Source organism: Robertmurraya korlensis NBRC 107688, from assembly GCF_001591645.1.
Classification (GTDB): Bacteria; Bacillota; Bacilli; order Bacillales; family Cytobacillaceae; genus Robertmurraya_A.
Map to the genome: position 1 here is coordinate 18,439 of NZ_BCVH01000002.1, position 21,208 is coordinate 39,646.

Consider the following 21,208-nt stretch of genomic DNA (forward strand, 5'->3'; position numbering starts at 1 on the left):
CTCTATATCCTTTGTGTGAACCAAAATTAGTTATAACCTAACACGGTTTCTTCATAAACACGGTGTGTATCCTCGGCAATTCTTTTCCAACTATACATGGCTTCTACCATTCTTTTCCCATCATTCCCTAACCTAGTTGCAAGTTCTTCATTATCTAATAAAACCGATGCTTGCTCAATAAAACTATTTGCGCTATTGCTGCTCATTAATAAGCCAGTATTTAAATGATGGATTATGCCCTTTAATCCCCCAACACTTGAAACAATCGTTGGTTTCGAATAAGCCATCGCTTCTAACGCAACGATTCCAAACGGCTCATATAAACTAGGAAATACTGCTAGATGGCATTGTCTAAATAGAGCTTCTCTCTCGGTATCTGTAACAAATCCAATAAAATGGATATTTTTCAGCCCGAGCCTTTCGACACGATGTCTAAACTCTTGGAGCATTGGACCTTTTCCCGCAATCATAAAGTAAACATCAGGCCGACTGCCTTCCATCTCTCTCGCTGCCTCAATAAGGGTATGGAAGCCTTTTTCCTTTACCATTCTTCCAATGGAAAACACCATTTTTTTCTCTAGATCGATTGGGAATTTTTCTAATACTTCCCTTTTATAAGTAATGTTTGCAATGCTTGTATCTATTCCATTAGGAATCATGACAATTTTTTGAGACTCTACTTCAAAGATCTGAAGGACTTCTTCCTTCATAGATGTACTGCAAATGATGACTTTATCTGAATGACGAACAAGCTCTTTCTCTTGTTCATCAATCTTTTTTTGCATTTCAGTAAATATCCCTTCGTTCCTTCCATGCTCGGTAGCATGAATCGTCGTAATTAACGGTAAGTGATATTCTTCTTTTAATGTTACAGCGGCAGCTCCTACGAGCCAATCATGAGCATGAATTAAATCGTATTCATTTTCTTTTATGAGCTTCATTGCTTGATGAATGATCGATAAATTTAGGCCACCGACCCAACGGACAAAACTTGAATCTCCTTCGTTTAAAGGAACTACTCTAAAAATCTCTATATCCCCTACACGTTCGTACAAAGGGAGCTCTTCAATCCAGGTTGTTATGATATGAATATGATACCCGATTGAGGTTAGGGCTTTAGCTAGCCCTTCAACATGCCTTGACAGGCCTCCAACGACATTAGGGGGGTATTCCCATGTAAGAATCAATATCTTTTTCTTATTGTTCACGATCCAACTCACTTCCCTCCACATCTTCGTAGAAGCTGTATGTGCTCACATTCCCCGTCCAGCCACGCGAATTTGTTGCAACCATATGAGGTGATTTTTGTTCTTGAATGAAATCAGCTTTTTTTAAATGAATAAACTCGGATCTATGGACAGGAAAATAGTGACCTTCAATTAAGAGCCCTAGTTCAAGGATATATACCTTATGTTCCTTCAACCCTTTTAGCCTCCAGTAATTTTGTTGATCTGGTACTCTTATCTCTAAGTAAGGATAAGATTCGTTATTGGTTACTTCTTGTTTGGTCACATCATACACTCTCATAATCTGACCACTTACAGATTGTTTAAAAAATCGGTTTAGCATATTCGTTTTAAGCGGTGAAGTATGCCAGTACACGAAAAGCTTGTCTTCAGCAAAAACCCTAGTGTGTATGCCATCCTTTTCTTTTGTTTTAGCCAATGTATCTGAAACAATCGTCATCATGCACCTCAAAAGTTTAGAAATTAACAGTATATGTTTTTGTATGGTAAGTATGTCTATTTGTTAATTTTATCGTAGCATTGATAGGTTTCTCTCACAATAAACACATTTTGTCGTAATCTGCTTATCCCTGTCCCACCTTCCTTATAGGTAGAATTATTTTTTTTATTTACAAGACTTGTAAGAAAAACTAGTTATTTCGACCTTTTTTTCTTATTTCCCTCGACAAAACCCTCTTATTTTCTCACTTTCATTCGAAAATTGTCATGTATAGTGATACAATGTTTTTATTGATTTTAAGAGGTGAAAAGAATGGAATATGTGTTTCTAAGTTTATTGGTTGTATCTTTACTACTCTTCATCCTATCCTTTTTTGTTAAGGATCCTGTGACAGAGCTTAAGAATGAAATTGATCAGTTATCCTTAAACCAAATTCAAGAGCTATATCAAATGAAGAGAAAAATAAAGATTCTCGAAGAGGAACTTTTAGTGCCAGATTCAGAGTTCTCAGGTACTGCTTCTCAAAAAAGAGAGGTTCATGCAATATTAAAGAATCAAGTTTGGTCACTTTCCCAGCAGGGTCTTTCCATAGAACAAATTGCAAAGCAATCTTCTCTTCCTATTGAGGATGTAGAGATTATTTTAAATGAATTTTCTATGAGGGGAGAAACATATGAATAAGATTCATCTAAGAGCTTTTGCTTTTGGTCTCCTCTTATCAACTTGTATACTCGGGACCTATTATTACTTTTCTGGAGACAATGGGGCTGCAGAAAAATTAAGTAATGCAGAGTTAATTGCTCAAGTGGAAGATAAGGGATATAAAGTTGTTGATGGAAAAGCGTATGAGGAGTTAGTAGCTAAGTCGAAAGAGGCTGAAGCTACACCAGCTGAAGAAGAGACAAAAAAGACAGAACAAACGGATACAGCGAAAGAAGAAACAGCTAAAGAAGAGGAACCACCTGCAGAAGCTGTGAAGGAGTACAAGCTTACCATTATTAGCGGTATGCAATCGAGTGAAATTGCCCAACTTTTAAAGGATGCAGGAATCATCACGGATGCCTTTGATTTCGAGCAGTATTTAATAAGCACTGGCTATCATACGAAAGTTCAACTAGGTGAGTTTGTTGTAAAAAGTGATATGACATACGAACAACTGGCAAAAATCATAACAAAAAGCTGAAGATAAATCTTCAGCTTTTTTTTTATTCATTTAAATCGTAGTGTCTACCCTTTACCAGATAAAACGTATGTTCAGCAATGTTGGTCACATGATCCGCCGCTCTTTCTAGATAACGGCAAGTGAACGATAGTTGTGTAATTTGCGCCAAAAACTCAGGCTTTTCTTGATTAATCCTAAGTAACTCCTGAATCGTTTGACCATACAATGAATCTACCTCATCGTCCATATCTGCAACCTGCTTTGCTTTCTGTACATCTTCTTCAATGAATGATTCTAACGAAAGCTTTAACATTTTAGAAGTTACCTCATACATGTCTCTAATACGTACAATCGGCTTTACATGTTCCTCACTGCCAATTCGAATGGCAGATTTAGCTACGTTTACAGCAAAATCAGCAATTCTCTCGATATCTGTCGCAATTTTAATCGCAACAATAATGCGGCGTAAATCGATAGCAACCGGTTGTTGTTTTGCAATTAAAAGAATAGCAAAGTCATTAATTTCTTCATACATAACGTCTGCTCTTGTATCATTCTCCATGATTTCTAGAGCCAGCTCAACATTTTTCGTTTCCAATGCCGTAATAGCTTCCTTTAATGCATGGTCGGCGAACTCACCAAGTTCGATTAGTTTATTTTGAAGTTCCTTAAGATCAAAATGAAATTTTTCACGTACTACCATATTTGTCTTCCTTTCATTCCCGAATGGTGTCCTTGAACATCAAGTAGTTTATTTGTATATTACCCGAATCGCCCAGTAATATAGTCTTCTGTACGTTGATCAGAAGGAGTTGAGAATATTTTGTTTGTGTCATCAAATTCAATTACTTCTCCATTTAAGAAAAATGCTGTTTTATCCGAAATACGTGCTGCCTGTTGCATATTATGAGTAACGATAATAATACTGTAATCCTTTTTTAGCTCCTGAACCAATTGCTCCACTTTAAGAGTTGAAATAGGGTCAAGGGCAGATGTTGGTTCATCCATTAAGATAACATCTGGTTCAATCGCTAAACAGCGTGCGATACAAAGTCTCTGTTGCTGCCCCCCTGAAAGACCATATGCATTTTCATTCAAACGATCCTTTACCTCATCCCATATTGCAGCACCACGCAAGCTCTTTTCCACAATTTCATCTAGCACTTTTTTATTACGGATTCCATGAATTTTAGGACCATACGCAATATTCTCATAAATAGATTTCGGAAACGGATTTGGTTTTTGGAAGACCATTCCTACATTTGTTCGAAGATCTTCGACTTTATACGATTTATCTAAGATACTTCTTTCTCGGTATAAGATATCCCCAGAAATTTTTACAACGGGAATTAGTTCAACCATTCGGTTTAATGTTTTAATAAAAGTTGACTTTCCACAGCCCGAAGGACCAATGATAGCTGTTACTTCTCTCTCATTAATCTCAAGGTTAATGTTTTTTAATGCATGGTCTGTACCATACCAAAGGTTTAAATCTTTGGTATGATAAACACTTTTCTTCTTCAATTCCTTGTTAACACCCATGTTATTACTAGAATTGCCTGCTGTTTTATTTTCACTGTATGTTGAAACGACCATTGTAAAACCCCTCCACCCAATTAAAATCTTCTTTGAAATTTATTTCTAATTAAAACTGCTATCGAGTTCATAATGAATAATACTAATAATAGAACAACAATGGTTGCAGCAGCTAGGTTTGCATATTCGTCCACTAATGCTGAATCAATCGTCCAGTAATAAATTTGCAGCGGCATTACGGTGAATTTGTCTAACAGTCCATCTGGAAGTGGAATGATAAATGCAGGTATTCCAATTACTACTAGCGGCGCTGTTTCACCAATTGCACGAGATAATGCTAAAATAACACCTGTTAAAATACCTGGTATCGCTGCAGGTAAGACGACGTTTTTTATCGTTTGCCATTTTGTAGCTCCCATTCCATAAGAAGCTTCCCTTAAAAACTGTGGAACTGCACGGATGGCTTCTTGACTTGCGACAACCACTACAGGAAGGACTAGGAGAGCCATTGTAAAACCTCCAGCTAAAACGACAGCCCCTAAATTCAACCCCCTTACGAAGATCGTTAATCCTAAAATTCCAAATACAATTGAAGGTACTCCAGCTAAGTTAGATATATTCATTTGGATAAAGGCCTGTAAACGCCCCTTCTTTGCATATTCTTCTAAATAAATCGCCGTACCTACACCTAAGATTAACGTAACGGGTGCAACTACTAGCATTAACCACATGGTGCCCATAATCGCACCTTTAATTCCGGCTCTCTCAGGGTTTGTAGATAATCTATTATTTAGGAAATCAAAATCAATCCAACCAAGGCTTTGTGAAAATACCCTATATATCAGTACAACCAAAACCAGTAGTCCAAATAAGGTAGCTAAAAGGAACAAGGTCTTAGCTATACGGTTAGTTAATAAACGGGACGACATCTTTTTTTGAACTTGTGTTGTATCAACGTATTTCATATTAATATTCCTCCCTAAATTTACGAGAGATATATTGGGCAATTAAATTCATAACTAATGTAAAAACAAATAAAGTCATTGCCACTGCGTAAAGACTGTAATAGAGAGTGGAGCCAGCAGGAGCATCTCCTCCTGTTACCTCTACTATATATGCAGTCATCGTTTGCATCGATTGGGTAACATCAAACGTGAAGACTTTGTTACTTCCACTTGCTATTGTTACAATCATCGTTTCACCAATTGCACGGGAAATTCCGAGAACAAATGAAGCAACAATTCCAGATATAGCAGCGGGAACGACAACCTTCCAGGTTACTTCAAACTTTGTCGACCCTAAACCTAAAGCGCCTTCTCTCATCGCATTAGGTACAGAACTCATGGCATCTTCTGAAAGTGAAGCAACCATAGGTATAATCATAATCCCCATTACTATACCTGGACTGAGGATATTAGTAGGCTGAAGTGTAGGTATTATCTTTGTTAGGAGAGGGGTAACAAATGTAAATGCAAAGAAACCATATACAATTGTTGGAATACCCGCAAGTATTTCTAACATTGGTTTTAGTAATTTTCTAACTCTTTCTGACGCATACTCACTTAAGTACACAGCGGTCATTAATCCAATAGGGATTGCAACTGCCATGGCTATAGCAGAGGAAATAATCGTTGCTGTCAGAAGTGGCAAAACTCCAAACTGCGCATGTTCCCCTAGAGGTTTTAAAATGGTGCTAGTAAAAAACTCTACGAAGGATACTTCTCTAAAGAAGGCGACTGTTTCTGTTAAAAGAGTTAGTACAATACCTATAGTCGTTAAAATAGATATAATAGCAATTGTAAGTAGTATTTTAGGCATTAACCCTTCTAAAATACTCGCAGTACTAACCGATCGCTTGTTTTGTTCAATCATTTGTCGAACACTTAACGTGTTTGATTCCCTTGATACATCTTTTCCCAAGGATAAAACCCCTTTCATCCAAACCCTGTCATCCTTATCATGTTAAGAATGAAATCTTTTTATTCTAATATGAAACAGCTAAGAAGATGAGAATGACCCCATCTCATCTTCTTCGTATTCCAGACATGTTATCTGAATTACTTTTTTATTTTAATCCTTCAAGGGTGCTGATTGTTGCTTCCACTTCTTCGTCTGTTAAAGGAGCGAAACCAGTGTTTTTAGCAACTTCTTGAGCGTTATTCATAGTGTAGATTGCATAATCTAAAACTTGTGGCTTTTCTTTGGCCATGTTTACGTTTAAGTAAGTAAATACTGGACGAGTGAATGGAGAATAAGCAAATTCTTCACCTTCACCGATTGTCTCTAAAGTAGGCTCAATCGCACCGTTACCAAAGTCCACCTTAACAGCTTTAAGTTTATCTTTGTTATTTTCATAGTAACCGTATCCGAAGAAAGCAATGGAATTCTTTTCTTTCGAAACTAAATCTACAAGTGTTGAGTAGTCTTGCTGAAGATTAACACCTTCTACCAAGTCTTGCTCTTCTAGAATCTTTTCCCAGAAGAACTCATATGTTCCGTGGTTTTCGTTAGGACCCATTGTTACAATCGGCTCATTAGGGAATTCTGGACGAATATCAGACCAGTTTTTCTTTTCACCTAAGAAAATTTGTTTTACTTCGTCTTGAGTAAGCTCTTCAGCCCAATCATTGTCCGAATTGATAACAAATGTTAAACCGTCTAAAGCAACTTTCATTTCTTGAACTTCAATTCCTAGATCTTCAGCAGTTGCCGCTTCTTCTTCTTTAATTTGACGAGAAGCATCGTTGAAATCTGTGCCATCTTCAACTAAGAACTTCTTAAATCCAGCAGAAGTACCAGCACGTCCTACTTCAACAGAAACATTTTCTTGTTCGTTCATCATATATTGTTCGGCCATTTCAACCATGAACGGATAAACTGTTCCTGACCCATCAATCACTACAGATCCTTCTAATTCAGCTGCCTCACCAGTTCCTTCAGAACCTTCAGTAGCTGTTTTGTCGTCTCCGCCACCACAAGCAGCGATAATGGACATAACAGCTGCTAGCATTAGAAGTAGGCTGAGTTTTTTGAGTTTTTTCATTCGGTAATTCCTCCTAAGAAATAAAGGTTGTTTTATTGTGTCCTACAAGTAATACAATAATGCTAAACTGTTAAAGGGGTTTTAACCGATTGTAAAGGTTTTGTAAATAAAGTAGAAATCTGTGTAAACCTGTCGAGATTTGGGCATAGTTTTACTTTGTTCTTTTCAATCGAAAGTAACTATCCAGTACTTTTCTCCCTATTTCTAAATTAGGAGAGGGACCTTTTTCTCCTGTATACACCCATGGTACAACGACAGCCATAGAGACCTCCGGATTTTTTGAAGGGGCGTACGCTACTAAACTAAGATTCATTACCGGCGGCGGTTCCTTGTACAAATGCCTTGATGGCCCATCATAAAAGGCCTCCGCCGTTCCTGTTTTTCCTGCTGGTGAATAGGTAGCATCCTTAAATTCCTTGTATGCTGTACCTAACGGGTGCTGCATGACTTGACGAAAACCCTCTTGAACCCTCTTCATATAGCTCTCGTTAACATCGATTCGATTTAGGATCTTTGGCTTAATTTCTCGTACCAGTGTACCAGGTTCACTGATATTCTGTAGATTCGTTTGACGTATTTCCTTTACCATTCTCGGTTGGATACGATTTCCACCGTTAGCAATTGTACTTACATATTGGGCAAGCTGCATCGGGGTGTATGTATCATATTGTCCAATGACTAAATCCAATAGAAATCCAGGCTTTGTGCTTGACCCTTTATAACCTATGGTTTCATTGGGAAGATCAATACCGGTTCTAGTTCCAAGTCCAAATTGACCAAAGGAATCCCGCACAATAGTAAATGTATTTGGATTAAGAATTAATGGTTTATCGTAGGCATACTGGCCTTTTCCTATTTTAATGGCTGTATGAAACATATACACATTGGACGACCTTCTTAGCGCGTATACATCATCAATCGGGCCAAAATTCTTCCATGATTTCTTTACTGGTGTACCTTTTATTTTCATAGGTGCATCCACTAGTACCGTCTTAGGCTTAATTACCCCTTTCTGATATCCTGTTAAGATAGTTGCGCCCTTTACAGTTGATCCTACATTGTATGAAGTGGTAATATTCCCTAATGAAAAGTCTTCAGCTTCATAGTTCCCCTCATCATTCTTCACCAATAATTTCCCCGCCATTGTTAATACTTCACCAGTACGCGGATCCATTAAGACAACAAATGCTCGATCTAAAAACTTAGTATCCTTGTTTGTTTTCGTTTTGAGTAGTACTTCCTCAATAATTTTTTCAACTGCTAGCTGCATTTCCATATCAATGCTTAAAATAAGGTCATTTCCCTGTTCCCCTTCAGATATCGTTTCTGACTCAATAATTTCCCCAGATTTGTTAGTTACCTTTTTTATTTTGGATTTTTGACCACTTAGGACATCTTCATACTGCCATTCAATATAACTTTTACCAACCCTATCATTGCGGTTGTATTCCCTAGCTACGTAATAATCCAAATGATCTCTCGGAATCCCTTCTCTTGTATCAGTTACTTTTCCAAGGACAGTTTTTAATGTATTTTTAAATTTATATACTCTTTCCCAATCGGTAATCGTTTCTACACCAGGTAAAGATTGCAAGCTTTCACTAACTTCTGCAAACTCTTTATCTGAAACATCTTTGTTCTTAATTACTTGCGGGGTAAATTCCGTGCTATTCCTTAATTCCTTCCATATGGATATGACCTCTAAATCATCCTCTGAAAATTGTTCGATCTCCTCTTGTGTTATTCGATCCATTGTTAGTTGATAAATCTTCTTATTCCAATTTTGGGTGGTTTGTCCTTTTTTTAGAGCCTTCCTTTCTTTCTCCTTTACCTTGTTTTGTGCCTCATCCGGAAAACGTAACATCCAATACTCTTTTTTGTCTCGATCGGATACCCTACTTGCATCCATCGTAATAATGGACGCTAGCTTCTCAGCAACCTGTAACATGTCTTTTGCTCCATGACCTTGGTTGATATAGGCAATTGCCTTTTGTGGGGCATTATCAACGATCATTCTAAAATTCCTGTCGTACATACGCCCCCTTGGAACAGGATGATTAATGGTAATATCCTCTGTTCTTTCAATCTCTCTTCGATAATCCTCTCCATACACAATTTGGATGAAGCCTAGGCGTAGTACAAGAATGGAAAAGAGCAAAAACACGAAAAAAAACAGCATATTTAACCTTACAGGTAGCTGTTTCCGCTTCTTCTTCCCCTTTTTTTCTTGATTCATGGATATCTACCTCCACTCGTGACTGCCCCTCCTATTCATTTTAGGAGAGGCGTAGGAGCTAATCTAATTCGATCTTTCTAACAAAGAAATAAATAAGGCTATGTCCAGAACCGATTAACAACAATAGGACCGGAATACTTTCCTTTGGGTCAAAAAATGAAATAGCTACCAAAAAAGCTAGTATGGATATAATTCGTCCAGTATTAAGAAAGATTTCTCTTACAACGATATATTCAATTCTCATCTCTGCAGCATTCCAGCCTCTGCCTATTACATCATAAGTCATTGATACATAAGGAACTAACAGGGTCGGGTATGCTACAGCAATAACTGCTGCGTAAATTAACATTTTTGTATAGGTTAGGTTAAAAATTAGTAAAAGAATAGCTGCATACAGTAGAAGACCACCAGCTAAAATTGCCTTTTTTCGATGACGCTTTTTTATCCACCGTGATGCAAAGAAGTACCCTATAAAGGCGATACCTGAATTGACTAATCCAAATGTTCCTAAAGCCATTTCACTTCCTGTTGTTATAAAAACAAAGACGGATATGACAAAGACAAACGTACCTTCTCTTACCCCTTGTACAAAGTGTGCATTTGTAATTTGCTTCCAATTAAAATTGTTTTTTCTTTCCTGAAGGATTCTTAAGAACATGTATTGACCATTAGCAGGTCTTCTTTTCAAGAAGAAACTTAGTAAAACAGCAACCGAAAAAAGACCTAATGATGTTGCAAATATAATAGAATAACCTGTGAACTTCTCAAGTTTTGAAATCACAGTACCAGCCACAATAGGACCAATCATCCCGCCAACTGAAGATAATATACCTAAAAAACCATTGAAGAAGTCTCTTGTTTCAGGCTCTGTAATTTCAAAAGTTAAAACATTAAATGCTAACCAATAAAAACCATATCCTACACCTAGTAACCCACCTAATAGAAGTAAGAATTGTGAAGCATTTGTTCCGATGGTTAAAACGGTCAAATAAAAAATGGCTAAAAAAATAACACCTATCCGTAAGACAATTACACGGTCAATTTTTTTTGCCCATCTACCAGCTAGGATAAAAGTTAGAGGCTGAAGAACAACAACTGCGAGGTTATAAAGTGCTAGATCTTTAAATTCACCTGATTGTTTCCATAAATAAATATTTACAAAAGTATTGGATAACGCAACGCTTAGAGAATATAAACCACCGATTATTAAAAGAAGTAACAAATCTTTTGACAGTTCGATGTCTCCAAATATTTTTTTCACTTTACTCATGAATAGAAACTCCCCTTCGTATCTAAGGGTAGTTTTCATCAGTAACACCTTAATTATGTACAAAATAAACAAAAAACGACGTGGAATAATCCACGTCGTTACTTGTTTTGTTATTTACTTAGCTTCAGCATATCTCTTTGCAACTTCATCCCAGTTAACAACGTTCCAGAAAGTATTGATATAGTCTGGACGACGGTTTTGGAATTTTAAGTAGTATGCATGCTCCCAAACATCAAGTCCTAGGATAGGAGCTTTTCCTTCCATTAATGGTGAATCTTGATTTGGTGTGCTAGTAACTTCTAGCTCCCCATTATTTACAGCTAGCCAAGCCCAACCAGAACCAAAACGAGTTGTAGCAGCTTTTGCAAATTCTTCTTTAAAGCTATCAAGACTTCCAAACTTGGCATTGATTGCAGCTTGAAGGTCACCTGTAGGTTCTCCACCACCATTTGGAGACAAGATTTGCCAGAATAATGTGTGGTTTGCGTGACCGCCACCATTGTTACGTACTGCTGTGCGAGCTGCTTCAGGTACCGCATCAAGATTAGCGATCACTTCTTCAACTGATTTTGATAGCAATTCTTCATTGCCAGCTAATGCGTTATTCAAGTTCGTTACATATGCGTTGTGATGTTTTGAGTGATGAATGTTCATCGTTTCCTTGTCAATATGTGGTTCTAGAGCGTCGTAAGCATAAGGTAATTGCGGTAGTTCAAATGCCATGAAAAAACTCCTCCTAATTATGTATAATGATTTTTTCCTTAGAAAATCCCTTGTATATGTAACATTGGGATGTTCCTAAAGTAATTAACTTAAGATTACCAAACTTGGCAACATTGTTCAAATAATTAGCTTAAGCTAACAGATATACGATTTCCCTAATTAGTAAGATGTATTCGCCATTCTAGATACTATTCCCTCTTATTATGATACCATTTCTGATGTTTCGATAATTTGTCAAAAATGTAAATATTAGCGCCATGTCAATGATTTAAGTCATAGCTAATCGGTATTGTTCATTATAAAGGACGTCTTGTTATTGACACTTATTATGTATTTTTATTAAATCAAAGAGAGGAGAGGAAAGGGCGGGTACTATGAACGAAATAAATGTTTCATTATATAGCTTACTTATACAAGAATTTATCGACAAGGAAAATATACAGAAAATTAAAGCGGGTACAACGATATTCAATGAAAGAGATGCTGTAAGCCATATTTATATTCTATTACAGGGAAGCATGTCTCTCGGGCGAGTCCATATGAGAGGCAAGGAATTTATTATTAAAATCCTAAATGGAGAAGAGCTAATTATTGAATATCAATTATTTAAATCAAATCCTATTTATCACTTTTATGCAAAAACGATTAAGGATTGTGAATTTCTTATGATCAAACGGGAAGAGTTCGAAAAGTTTTCGATGAGTTCGCCTAGAGTCGTGAGCGCTTTAACCTCCTGGCTAAGCACAAGATATTTAAAAGCTCAAATGAAGTGCCAGGATTTGATTATGAATGGAAAAAGAGGTGGGCTGTATAGTATATTAATTCGCCTTTGTAATAGCTATGGTGTAATGACTGAAAAAGGAATTTTGATTGACCTCCCTCTGACCCACCAAGAACTAGCAAGTCTTACGTATGGAACAAGAGAAGTAATACAGCGCATGCTGAAGGATCTTAGGGAACTAGATGTCATTTCGTATGAACAGCAAAAATTCACCGTGAAAAACCTAGCATATCTAAAGCAAGAAGTAGATTGTCAGAACTGTCCACATGAAATCTGTGGTTTAAACTAGAAAAGAGCTCTTAGAGCTCTTTTCTAGTTATAGGACAACTAAGACAAAATATATAATCATAAATACTTGAATAAGCCCTTTTGTAATCACACTACTAATAAAACCTACTACTGAACCAACCCCGACCTTCAAGGATTCACTCAATCCTTTTTTATTGATAAGAAGCTCTGCCAATACTGCACCTATAAAAGGGCCTAAAATAATACCTAGTATCGGGATGATAAACGGACCTACTAATAATCCGATCGTACTCCCCCATATCCCAGCTTTTGAGCCACCAAATTTTTTAACACCAAACAGATTTGCTAGATAATCAGCGCCAAATAACAAAAGCACTAATAGGCCTTGAATACTCCAAAATAGCCAATTAAAAGGTTCAAAAGAGAACAATAATCCGTAAACAATAAAGCCACCAACCAAAAATAACACACCTGGAATTATCGGATAAACTAAACCTACAAAAGAAACTAGAAAAAACAATACAATGATAAGCCAATACACTAGTTCCACCTTGTCACCTCAGTACAAAAAAACAAGGGAATATCCCTTGTTTTTTAAGAATGTCTTACTCCTAGAACTGCTTCTGCAATATTTACAGCATGATCACCAATACGCTCTAGATTACTAATAATATCAACAAACACAATCCCTGCCGAACCAGTACACTTTCCTTCATTCAAACGTAGTATATGCTGCTTTCGAAGAGTTCTTTCCATTTTATCAATTTGATTTTCTTTTTCAACTACATGTCGTGCTGCATCCAAATCCTTATGATCTAGAGATTGAAGAGCCTCTTGAACTGTTGAAATTGTTAAAGCAAACATCTCTTCTAAGTCTTTCATTGCACTCTCTGTAATCTTCACTTTATTCGAATTTTGATATTCAACAAGCTCAACAATGTTCTCGAAGTGGTCCCCTATTCTCTCAATATCACGAACCGTATCCATTAATGTTGTATGCTCTTCCGAATCATTGTTTGAGAGTGGGCTTGTAGCTAGTTGCACTAGATAATCCGTAATTTTACGGTCAAGATTATTTATTGCACTTTCTAACTGATACGCCGATTCTGCATGCTTGTTTTGCTTTGTATTAACAAAATTACTCGTTTCCTCTAAACCTTTAAGCGCAAATTGCCCCATTCTCAACACTTCTTCCTTAGCTTGTCCTAAAGCTATAGAAGGAGACTGCTTAATAAAGTTAGGATCTAAGTGCTTCGATTTGTAATCAATAAGAGAATCATCACCCGGAATGAGTTTGATTACAATAAGTGCAAGTAATCCAATAAACGGAAATTGAATAATTGTATTTGTTGTGTTGAAGATTCCATGAGCAAAAGCAATGGTCATTTCTTCATTTAAGTTTAAAGTCCCTTGTAAGGATGTAATAAGCTTCGTAAAAGGAATAAGCAAAATCATAAAGATTGCTGTTCCAATGAGATTAAATAGTACATGTGTGGCAGCTGCTCTTCTTGCCGCAACCGATGCACCAATTGATGCTAAAACAGCTGTAATCGTTGTACCAATATTGTCACCAAACAACACTGGAAGTGCCGCATCTATATTTATTAGATTTTCGGCATATAGTCCTTGTAAGATCCCAATTGTTGCACTAGAGCTTTGGACAATAACCGTAAATACTGTTCCAATCACAACACCCAAAATTGGGTTTGAACTCATATTAACAGTTAACTCGTGGAAAGCCTCTAAGCTTCTAAGGGGTTTCATACCACCACTCATTAACTCTAATCCGTAAAACAATGCACCAAAGCCAAAAACAATTTGCCCAATGCTAGTCGTTTTATTACTCTTAAAGAAAAATATTAAGATAGAACCAAGGGCTATAATTGGAAGAGCGTATTCACCAATATCTATACCGATGATAAATGCGGTAACGGTTGTACCGATATTTGCCCCCATAATGACTCCAATAGCTTGTCTTAATGTCATAAAACCAGCACTAACTAAACCAACGGTAATAACCGTCGTACCAGAACTACTTTGGATTAGCACTGTAACAATAATACCTGCTAACACACCCATAAAAGGATTGGTTGTAAAACGGTCAAGAATGTCTCTTAATTTGTCTCCTGCCGATTTTTGCAAGCCATCTCCCATAAATTTAATACCGAATAAAAATATTCCAAGGCCACCTAAAAATTCAAAAATCATTTGCTGGATGTTTATTTCCAAGTATTTCAACCCCTACACTATTTTTCGACATATTTCTTAAAAACCCCTTATTCATTATGGGTAACGTAAAGAAAAAAGTAAATATAATTATCTTTAAATTTACAATGCCTTAACAAAAGGATAGTAATATTACAATTGTGTTACAAATCATATATTAATGATAATAATTATTTGTGTTAACTTGGACAATAAACACATATCAGGATAAAATAATGAGGGATTACATAGAAAGGTGTGTGTCATGCGCTCATGAACATATTTCAGCAATTATTTAAAAGTCTCTATTCTCCTAAGGACATTGCTAAAACAAGATTCCAAGGTATTGGAAAAACCATTCTTTACGTCTTTCTGTTAACGTTAGTTTCGGTTATACCAACTATTAGCTATGTAAGTTCAGCTATAAATAATGGAATTGAGACAGCAGCCCATACAGTAGATAATGAGCTTCCTGATTTTTCAATAGAAAATGGTGAGCTCTCGGCAGACCAAAAGGAACCCATCTATATTGAGGATCCAGATTTTACGATCATATTTGATTCTACTGGCGAAGTAAGTGAGACTGATTTAGAGGGCTATGAGAATGCATTTGCTCTTCTTAAAAACGAGTTTGTTCTCATTGCAGGAGGAACACTTGACACTTACGATTATTCAACTTTGTCTGACCTAGACCTTACAAAAGACAGTGTTCTGGATGTGATTCATTCAGTTGATGGTTTATTAGCTGTTATTATCCCCGTCCTAGCATTAACTATTTATATCTTTTCAAGTGCCATAAAGTTTATTGAAATTACCATTCTTGCATTATTCGGCCTATTTATTAAGAATGTGACCAATCGTAATCTACCATATCGACAATTATGGAGACTTTCAGCCTATAGTGTGACTCTCCCTACCATTTTCTTTACCATAATGGAAGCTTTTCAAACGAATGTTCCTAATGGATTCTTAATTAATTGGTTTGTTTCTATTATTATGTTGTATTTAACAATACGAGAAATCCCACAAAAAGCTAAGCAATAAAAAAAACGCGATGTATCGCGTTTTTTTTTTTAACTCTGTTCTATCAATCTATCTACTGAATATAAATAGAGTAACTCTACTAATAAGGAGATCGATATGAAACGTCTCTTCCTATTCTTACTAGTTACTCTTATTTTATATATAATATATGTTGATTTAAGCATTGGTACAATACCAAATAATCAAACGGTAGAATCAATTGAGGTAGATTCCAAAACAATTCAAGTAGAAGAGACTGTGATCCCATCGTTTAGTAGGACCGTTGAGCAGGGAGACACCGTTCTTTCAATCATTGAAACAGAATTAGAGGGAGCAGTACCAGTTCCCATTGAAAAAATAGTTAATGATTTTATTTTATTGAATAAAGGCAAAAAACCGGAGGAAATACAAGCTGGAAAGTCATACCTTTTTCCTGATTACAGCAAGTCCGATAACAACTCACAATAATGGAGACTTTTTCCCTGCATCAAGATTCTTGTCACCTTTATCGTTCATTGTTACAATGTTCAATAGGAAAGTACTAAGATTATGAGATCTTTTTTTCAAAAGGAGAGAATCACTGTTGAGTGAAATTATACATCGTACAAAAACTCGTCCCATAAAAGTTGGCCCTTTAACAATTGGCGGCAATAATGAAGTAGTTATTCAAAGTATGACTACAACAAAAACACATGACGTCGAGGCCACGGTTGCTGAAATTAAAAGGTTAGAGGAAGCTGGTTGTCAAGTCGTGCGTGTCGCTTGTCCTGATGAAAGAGCAGCTAACGCTATTTCTGAAATTAAAAAGAGAATTAATATTCCTTTAGTAGTAGACATTCACTTTGATTACAAACTAGCTCTAAAAGCAATTGAGGGAGGAGCGGATAAAATCCGTATCAATCCCGGTAATATTGGCCGCCGCGAAAAGGTGGAGGCAGTGGTAAAAGCAGCAAAAGAGAAGGGCATACCAATTCGAATAGGTGTAAATGCTGGGTCACTGGAGAAAAGAATATTAGAGAAATATGGTTACCCAACAGCTGATGGGATGGTAGAAAGTGCCCTACACCATATCAAAATTCTAGAAGATCTGGACTTTCACGATATCATCGTCAGTATGAAGGCATCAGATGTGAACTTAGCTATAGAAGCTTATGATAAAGCGGCAAGAGCGTTTGATTATCCTCTCCATCTCGGAATTACAGAATCAGGAACATTGTTTGCTGGTACTGTAAAAAGTGCTGCAGGGTTAGGAGCAATCCTAAGTAAAGGAATTGGGAACACGGTTCGAATTTCCCTTAGTGCGGACCCTGTGGAAGAAGTGAAGGTTGCACGTGAATTGTTAAAATCATTTGGCTTATCTTCAAATGCAGCTACACTAATTTCATGTCCAACATGTGGAAGAATTGAAATTGATTTAATTTCTATTGCAAACGAAGTTGAAGAGTATATTCAGCAAATTAAAGTTCCCATTAAGGTTGCTGTTTTGGGCTGTGCCGTAAATGGTCCGGGTGAAGCAAGAGAAGCAGACATAGGTATAGCTGGAGCTCGTGGTGAAGGTCTTTTATTCCGTAAAGGCGAAATTGTCCGTAAGGTGCCAGAAGCAACAATGGTTGAAGAGCTGAAAAAGGAAATCGATCAAATTGCTGCGGAGTTTCAAGCAAAGCGTGATCAGGAAGCCCTACAATCTTAACATTAAAGAAAGAGGCTCTGGCGTTTGCCGGAGCCTCTTTGTTTATCTGTAGTGGTTAAAAAAATGGTAGTATAAACATACCGACAATAATGGAGATTGCTCCAATCCCGATAGCCCAGCTACCAAGTCCAGTTGCTCCTCGTCGTCGGGCAATAAACCCTAATACAATCCCAACTGCTCCAAACAAGATAGGAGCAACAAACAAAGACAGGATAGAAATGATTAAAGCAGCAAACCCTATCCCTGTACCGCTTTTCATCATCTCTCCACCATTATTTGTTCTACCTTGGTTAAAAGTAGTTGGTGCAGCAATTTCAGCTGAGGTTTCTTCTAAATAATCTGCAGGTTGGTATTTGGTTGTTTCACCAACATTGTCGCTTGTACGAAGGTAATCATACGAACCTTCGTTGTTGCGTTCTTGATCTGCCACATCGATCCCTCGCTTTCCTTTGATAGGAGCAGTATTATTATTTGCTTTTAGACAACAATTATGTTGTTAATCATTTCTAGTTAGCATTAGGTATATAAAGAAATGGGGAAGTATAACATGAAGCATAGGAAATTAGGATTTGATATTGATGGAACGGTTACTTGTCCAGCAGCTATCGTTCCATTTATAAATGAAGCTTTTCATTTACAATTAACACTTGAAAACTTAACTGACTACGATCTACTGAAGGTAGTGGATGTTCCAGAAAAGGACTTTACCGATTGGTATGAAAAAAAAGAGGCAGAAATCTTCACTTTTTCTCCACTTGCTGAAGGAGCAAAGGAAGCATTATTAAAATGGGGAACTGACCATGAATTAATATTTATCAGTGCGCGTGGAGAAAATGTGTTGGATGTAACAAAAGAGTGGTTTATAAGGCACGGAATTCGCTATGACCATATAGAACTTATCGGATCACATGAAAAGGTTGAATCAGTGAAAAACTACGGTGTAGAAATATTCTTTGAGGATAAGTATGAGAATGCAATTGAAATTCAGGAAAAATGCCAGATACCTGTCCTTTTATTTGATACTCCATATAACCAAGGCTCCCTTCCAAACGGAGTAAAAAGAGTTTTTAGTTGGAAGGAAGCTAAAAATTGGGTTGAAGAATGGCTCAATTGTTAAAATTCAGGTTTAATGAATATTACATTCTGGGCAGCGACCATAAATTTCAAATTTATGCCCTGATATATCATAGTTCTTGAGGCTTTCCTGTAGATTGTTCATAGGGCAAGTATCGATTTCCTTCGTTTTTCCACAGTCTAAACAAATAAAATGATGATGATGGTGTTTGCTTTCACATGAATAACGAAAATGTTTCTCACCTGATAATTCTGTCATTTCAAAAATACCTAGTTCAACAAATAAAGAAAGATTACGGTAAATTGTATCAAAGCTTAATCCAGGATAATGATCCTTCAGTCGATCAAGCACGTCCTTTGCAGTCAAATACTTATTGCTGTTAGCAAAAAGACCAAGCATTTCTTCTCTTTTTCCTGTGTGCTTGTAGCCTTTATTTTTTAATAACTCAAGTGCTTCGGTTACGTTCATACTCTCACCTCATGTTTCCACTGGACCATTTTCTTTAATAATATAACAATTATTAGAATCAATACAGCAATTACTACAATTGTTCCCCCAGGGGCCAAATTAAGGTAATACGAAATGGTAAGTCCACCGAGTACAGAAACTTCCCCGAAAAGGGTTGATAAAAAAAGTGTTTGCTTGAACCCTTTTGCAATCCGAATACTTGCTGCTACAGGAAGTGTCATGAGTGATGATACAAGTAAAATCCCAACAATTCTCATGGAAGCTGCAATTACTAATGCAACTAATATAATGAAAAAGAAATGGAGAGATTTCACAGCAATACCTGATGCTTTCGCGTGCTCTTCGTCAAATGATAAAAGAAATAATTCCTTATATAAAAGAGAAATAAAAGCTATTACTACTATACTAATGATGATGATGATGATTAAATCCGTTCGGCTTACGGCACTAACACTGCCAAATAAATAACTATATAAATCTGTATTAAATCCATCTGCTAATGAAATAAAAATAACCCCTAAACCAATTCCACTCGACAAAATAATAGGGATTGCGAGCTCCTGATAATGTTTATAAACGGTTCTAAGTTTTTCTATAAACAATGCCCCTACTACAGAGAAGGTCATTCCTAAATAAAGGGGATTTAACCCTGTAGTAAAAAGGAACCTCTTTTCAAGAAGCAAGCTTGCCGCAATTCCAGCTAAAGTAACGTGACTTAAAGCATCTGCAATAAGTGACAGTCTTCTTACAACAATATACACACCAAGTAAGGGTGCTATTAATCCGATAATTGCACCTGTAAGAAATGCATTCTGTAAAAATTCATATTTAAATATTGCTTCAATCACCGGTTTTCCCCTCCGTGATGATGAACATGATGGTGATGATGATCATGCTGATGTAAAAGAACTTGAACATCATGGCCGTACAGCTCAGACATATTTTGTTTTTCAAACTCCTCCGTGTCACCATGAAAATGCATATGCTTATTTAGACAAGCAACATGTGAAACTTTATCCGTAATCGTACCGATATCATGAGTCACTAGGATCAGTGTAATCCCTCTATTTCGATTGAGGTCTGTTAGCATCTCGTAGAAGGATTGAACATTCTTTGCATCGACACCGACTGTTGGCTCATCTAAAATAAGCAAGTCGGGATCACTAACTAGTGCACGTGCAATAAATACCCTTTGTTGTTGTCCTCCCGACAACTCCCCGATGTTGCTTCCTTTTTTTTCAGAGAGCCCGACTGAATCAATCGCTTCAAGTATCTTCTGTTTATCCTCTTCTTTATGCTTTTTAAATAACCCAACTTTTTTGGTTAACCCACTTGATACAACTTCGTATACTGTTGCAGGAAATCCCGAATTAAAGGAATTTGCTTTTTGAGAGACAAACCCTATACGATGCCACTCCTTAAACTGCTCAATCGCTGTCCCAAATAATTTTACTTCCCCCTTCTGGAGCTTTAATAACCCCAGAATAATTTTTAGTAAAGTGGACTTTCCTGATCCATTTGGTCCAACAAGCCCTAAAAATGCTCCTCGAGGAACAGAAAAATCAATTTCTTCAAGTACGTTTTCCTTTTCATATTTATAAGTCAATTTGTTAACTTTTATAATTTCTTCCATTTTTATCACCTATTATTATCAGAATCATTCCGATTTACAAAATGTAGTATACATGAGAAATGTAGTGATGTAAAGGAAGTACTCTTGCCTTTTCTTCACACCTTTCTTGAGATAACCACATAGATTAACATCAGGGAGTGGTGAATGCGTGAGTATATTTCAATCGATCGTAAATCACAAAATTAACACAATTACGACAGAAGAATTAATGAGGTATGGCAAACAATTTGGAGTTTCCATAAGTGAAAAGGAGGCGAAACAGATTGCAGCTTATCTTCGTGGGCGAAATGTAGATATTTTCAATATATCTGAAAGAGGAAGACTATTAAAGGAAATTGAAAAATTAACGAGCCCTCAAACCGCAAAAGCAGTCAGTCAGGTGGTTACCCAATTTACAAAGTAAATAAGCAAAGGGCTCATTTTTCAGG

General features: G+C 36.7%; 24 protein-coding genes. 8 read left to right on the top strand and 16 right to left on the bottom strand.

Going from position 1 to position 21,208, the window contains the following annotated elements:
- Positions 1–26: 26 nt before the first annotated feature.
- Together BKO01S_RS04945 and BKO01S_RS04950 are read right to left on the bottom strand one after the other, a co-directional pair.
- Positions 27–1,208 (bottom strand): glycosyltransferase family 4 protein, encoded by a 1,182-nt coding sequence (locus tag BKO01S_RS04945; RefSeq protein WP_232311172.1) that lies wholly within the window; start codon positions 1,206–1,208, stop codon positions 27–29.
- On the bottom strand, positions 1,198–1,686 hold the full coding sequence (locus BKO01S_RS04950) for a DUF4912 domain-containing protein (protein WP_066049669.1): 489 nt from the start codon (positions 1,684–1,686) through the stop codon (positions 1,198–1,200). The genes BKO01S_RS04945 and BKO01S_RS04950 overlap by 11 nt, the downstream gene beginning before the upstream one ends.
- Positions 1,687–1,998: 312 nt before the next feature.
- Here BKO01S_RS04950 and BKO01S_RS04955 point away from each other — a divergent pair, with 312 nt between their 5' ends.
- Positions 1,999–2,367, top strand: a complete 369-nt coding sequence (locus BKO01S_RS04955) for a hypothetical protein (protein WP_066049672.1) — start codon at positions 1,999–2,001, stop codon at positions 2,365–2,367.
- Positions 2,360–2,869 (top strand): MltG/YceG/YrrL family protein, encoded by a 510-nt coding sequence (locus tag BKO01S_RS04960; RefSeq protein ID WP_066049677.1) that lies wholly within the window; start codon positions 2,360–2,362, stop codon positions 2,867–2,869. The genes BKO01S_RS04955 and BKO01S_RS04960 overlap by 8 nt, the downstream gene beginning before the upstream one ends.
- Before the next feature lie 22 nt (positions 2,870–2,891).
- Here the strand turns inward: BKO01S_RS04960 and phoU are convergent, their stop codons facing one another.
- The 8 genes from phoU to BKO01S_RS05000 all read right to left on the bottom strand — a co-directional run bounded on the left by phoU (position 2,892) and on the right by BKO01S_RS05000 (position 11,656).
- Positions 2,892–3,551: a phosphate signaling complex protein PhoU gene (gene phoU / locus BKO01S_RS04965; protein ID WP_066049680.1), complete on the bottom strand. Its 660-nt coding sequence runs from the start codon at positions 3,549–3,551 to the stop codon at positions 2,892–2,894.
- A gap of 59 nt (positions 3,552–3,610) precedes the next feature.
- A complete protein-coding gene (gene pstB, locus BKO01S_RS04970; RefSeq protein WP_232311178.1) occupies positions 3,611–4,390 on the bottom strand; it encodes a phosphate ABC transporter ATP-binding protein PstB in 780 nt (259 codons plus the stop codon).
- Positions 4,391–4,464: 74 nt separating this feature from the next.
- A complete protein-coding gene (gene pstA / locus BKO01S_RS04975) occupies positions 4,465–5,349 on the bottom strand; it encodes a phosphate ABC transporter permease PstA (RefSeq protein WP_066049687.1) in 885 nt (294 codons plus the stop codon).
- Between the two features lies 1 nt (position 5,350).
- Positions 5,351–6,256: a phosphate ABC transporter permease subunit PstC gene (pstC, locus tag BKO01S_RS04980; protein WP_439951031.1), complete on the bottom strand. Its 906-nt coding sequence runs from the start codon at positions 6,254–6,256 to the stop codon at positions 5,351–5,353.
- A gap of 193 nt (positions 6,257–6,449) precedes the next feature.
- Positions 6,450–7,427 carry a PstS family phosphate ABC transporter substrate-binding protein gene (locus BKO01S_RS04985; RefSeq protein ID WP_066049693.1) on the bottom strand — a complete coding sequence of 326 codons (978 nt, stop codon included), beginning with the start codon at positions 7,425–7,427 and terminating at the stop codon, positions 6,450–6,452.
- A 151-nt stretch (positions 7,428–7,578) separates the two neighbouring features.
- The gene (locus BKO01S_RS04990; RefSeq protein WP_066049698.1) at positions 7,579–9,663 is read right to left on the bottom strand and encodes a peptidoglycan D,D-transpeptidase FtsI family protein; all 2,085 of its coding nucleotides are present in this window, start codon (positions 9,661–9,663) and stop codon (positions 7,579–7,581) included.
- Between the two features lie 58 nt (positions 9,664–9,721).
- Positions 9,722–10,933: an MFS transporter gene (locus BKO01S_RS04995; RefSeq protein WP_066049701.1), complete on the bottom strand. Its 1,212-nt coding sequence runs from the start codon at positions 10,931–10,933 to the stop codon at positions 9,722–9,724.
- 114 nt (positions 10,934–11,047) lie between these two features.
- The gene (locus BKO01S_RS05000) at positions 11,048–11,656 is read right to left on the bottom strand and encodes a superoxide dismutase (protein ID WP_066049703.1); all 609 of its coding nucleotides are present in this window, start codon (positions 11,654–11,656) and stop codon (positions 11,048–11,050) included.
- Positions 11,657–12,030: 374 nt separating this feature from the next.
- Here BKO01S_RS05000 and BKO01S_RS05005 point away from each other — a divergent pair, with 374 nt between their 5' ends.
- Entirely contained in the window at positions 12,031–12,726 is a 696-nt protein-coding gene (locus tag BKO01S_RS05005) for a Crp/Fnr family transcriptional regulator (protein ID WP_066049706.1), read from the top strand.
- A gap of 27 nt (positions 12,727–12,753) precedes the next feature.
- Here BKO01S_RS05005 and BKO01S_RS05010 read toward each other — a convergent pair whose 3' ends face one another.
- Positions 12,754–13,236 (bottom strand): DUF456 domain-containing protein, encoded by a 483-nt coding sequence (locus tag BKO01S_RS05010; protein WP_066049708.1) that lies wholly within the window; start codon positions 13,234–13,236, stop codon positions 12,754–12,756.
- Positions 13,237–13,280: 44 nt separating this feature from the next.
- The gene (locus BKO01S_RS05015) at positions 13,281–14,894 is read right to left on the bottom strand and encodes a Na/Pi cotransporter family protein (RefSeq protein ID WP_066050548.1); all 1,614 of its coding nucleotides are present in this window, start codon (positions 14,892–14,894) and stop codon (positions 13,281–13,283) included.
- Positions 14,895–15,164: 270 nt separating this feature from the next.
- Here BKO01S_RS05015 and BKO01S_RS05020 point away from each other — a divergent pair, with 270 nt between their 5' ends.
- The 3 genes from BKO01S_RS05020 (at position 15,165) to ispG (ending at position 17,604) form a co-directional block, all read left to right on the top strand.
- Positions 15,165–15,935 carry a DUF1189 domain-containing protein gene (locus tag BKO01S_RS05020; RefSeq protein WP_066049711.1) on the top strand — a complete coding sequence of 257 codons (771 nt, stop codon included), beginning with the start codon at positions 15,165–15,167 and terminating at the stop codon, positions 15,933–15,935.
- Between the two features lie 96 nt (positions 15,936–16,031).
- Complete coding sequence (yqfZ, locus tag BKO01S_RS05025; RefSeq protein WP_066049714.1) at positions 16,032–16,382, top strand: protein YqfZ; 351 nt, start codon at positions 16,032–16,034, stop codon at positions 16,380–16,382.
- A 124-nt stretch (positions 16,383–16,506) separates the two neighbouring features.
- Positions 16,507–17,604, top strand: a complete 1,098-nt coding sequence (ispG, locus tag BKO01S_RS05030; protein ID WP_232311179.1) for a flavodoxin-dependent (E)-4-hydroxy-3-methylbut-2-enyl-diphosphate synthase — start codon at positions 16,507–16,509, stop codon at positions 17,602–17,604.
- A gap of 55 nt (positions 17,605–17,659) precedes the next feature.
- Here ispG and BKO01S_RS05035 read toward each other — a convergent pair whose 3' ends face one another.
- Positions 17,660–18,034 carry a DUF4190 domain-containing protein gene (locus BKO01S_RS05035; RefSeq protein WP_066049720.1) on the bottom strand — a complete coding sequence of 125 codons (375 nt, stop codon included), beginning with the start codon at positions 18,032–18,034 and terminating at the stop codon, positions 17,660–17,662.
- Between the two features lie 117 nt (positions 18,035–18,151).
- Between BKO01S_RS05035 and BKO01S_RS05040 the strand changes: the two genes are divergently transcribed.
- Positions 18,152–18,721 carry a hypothetical protein gene (locus tag BKO01S_RS05040; protein ID WP_066049725.1) on the top strand — a complete coding sequence of 190 codons (570 nt, stop codon included), beginning with the start codon at positions 18,152–18,154 and terminating at the stop codon, positions 18,719–18,721.
- A gap of 9 nt (positions 18,722–18,730) precedes the next feature.
- Here BKO01S_RS05040 and zur read toward each other — a convergent pair whose 3' ends face one another.
- The 3 genes from zur to BKO01S_RS05055 are packed head-to-tail and all read right to left on the bottom strand — an operon-like array spanning position 18,731 to position 20,780.
- Complete coding sequence (gene zur, locus BKO01S_RS05045) at positions 18,731–19,147, bottom strand: zinc uptake transcriptional repressor Zur (RefSeq protein ID WP_066049728.1); 417 nt, start codon at positions 19,145–19,147, stop codon at positions 18,731–18,733.
- Positions 19,144–19,995, bottom strand: coding sequence for a metal ABC transporter permease (locus BKO01S_RS05050; RefSeq protein ID WP_066049730.1), 852 nt, complete (start codon positions 19,993–19,995; stop codon positions 19,144–19,146). Before BKO01S_RS05050 ends, zur begins: the two co-directional genes overlap by 4 nt.
- Positions 19,992–20,780, bottom strand: a complete 789-nt coding sequence (locus tag BKO01S_RS05055; protein ID WP_198158766.1) for a metal ABC transporter ATP-binding protein — start codon at positions 20,778–20,780, stop codon at positions 19,992–19,994. Before BKO01S_RS05055 ends, BKO01S_RS05050 begins: the two co-directional genes overlap by 4 nt.
- A 148-nt stretch (positions 20,781–20,928) precedes the next feature.
- Here BKO01S_RS05055 and BKO01S_RS05060 point away from each other — a divergent pair, with 148 nt between their 5' ends.
- Positions 20,929–21,183, top strand: coding sequence for a DUF2624 domain-containing protein (locus BKO01S_RS05060; RefSeq protein ID WP_066049732.1), 255 nt, complete (start codon positions 20,929–20,931; stop codon positions 21,181–21,183).
- The last annotated feature ends 25 nt before the right edge of the window (positions 21,184–21,208 follow it).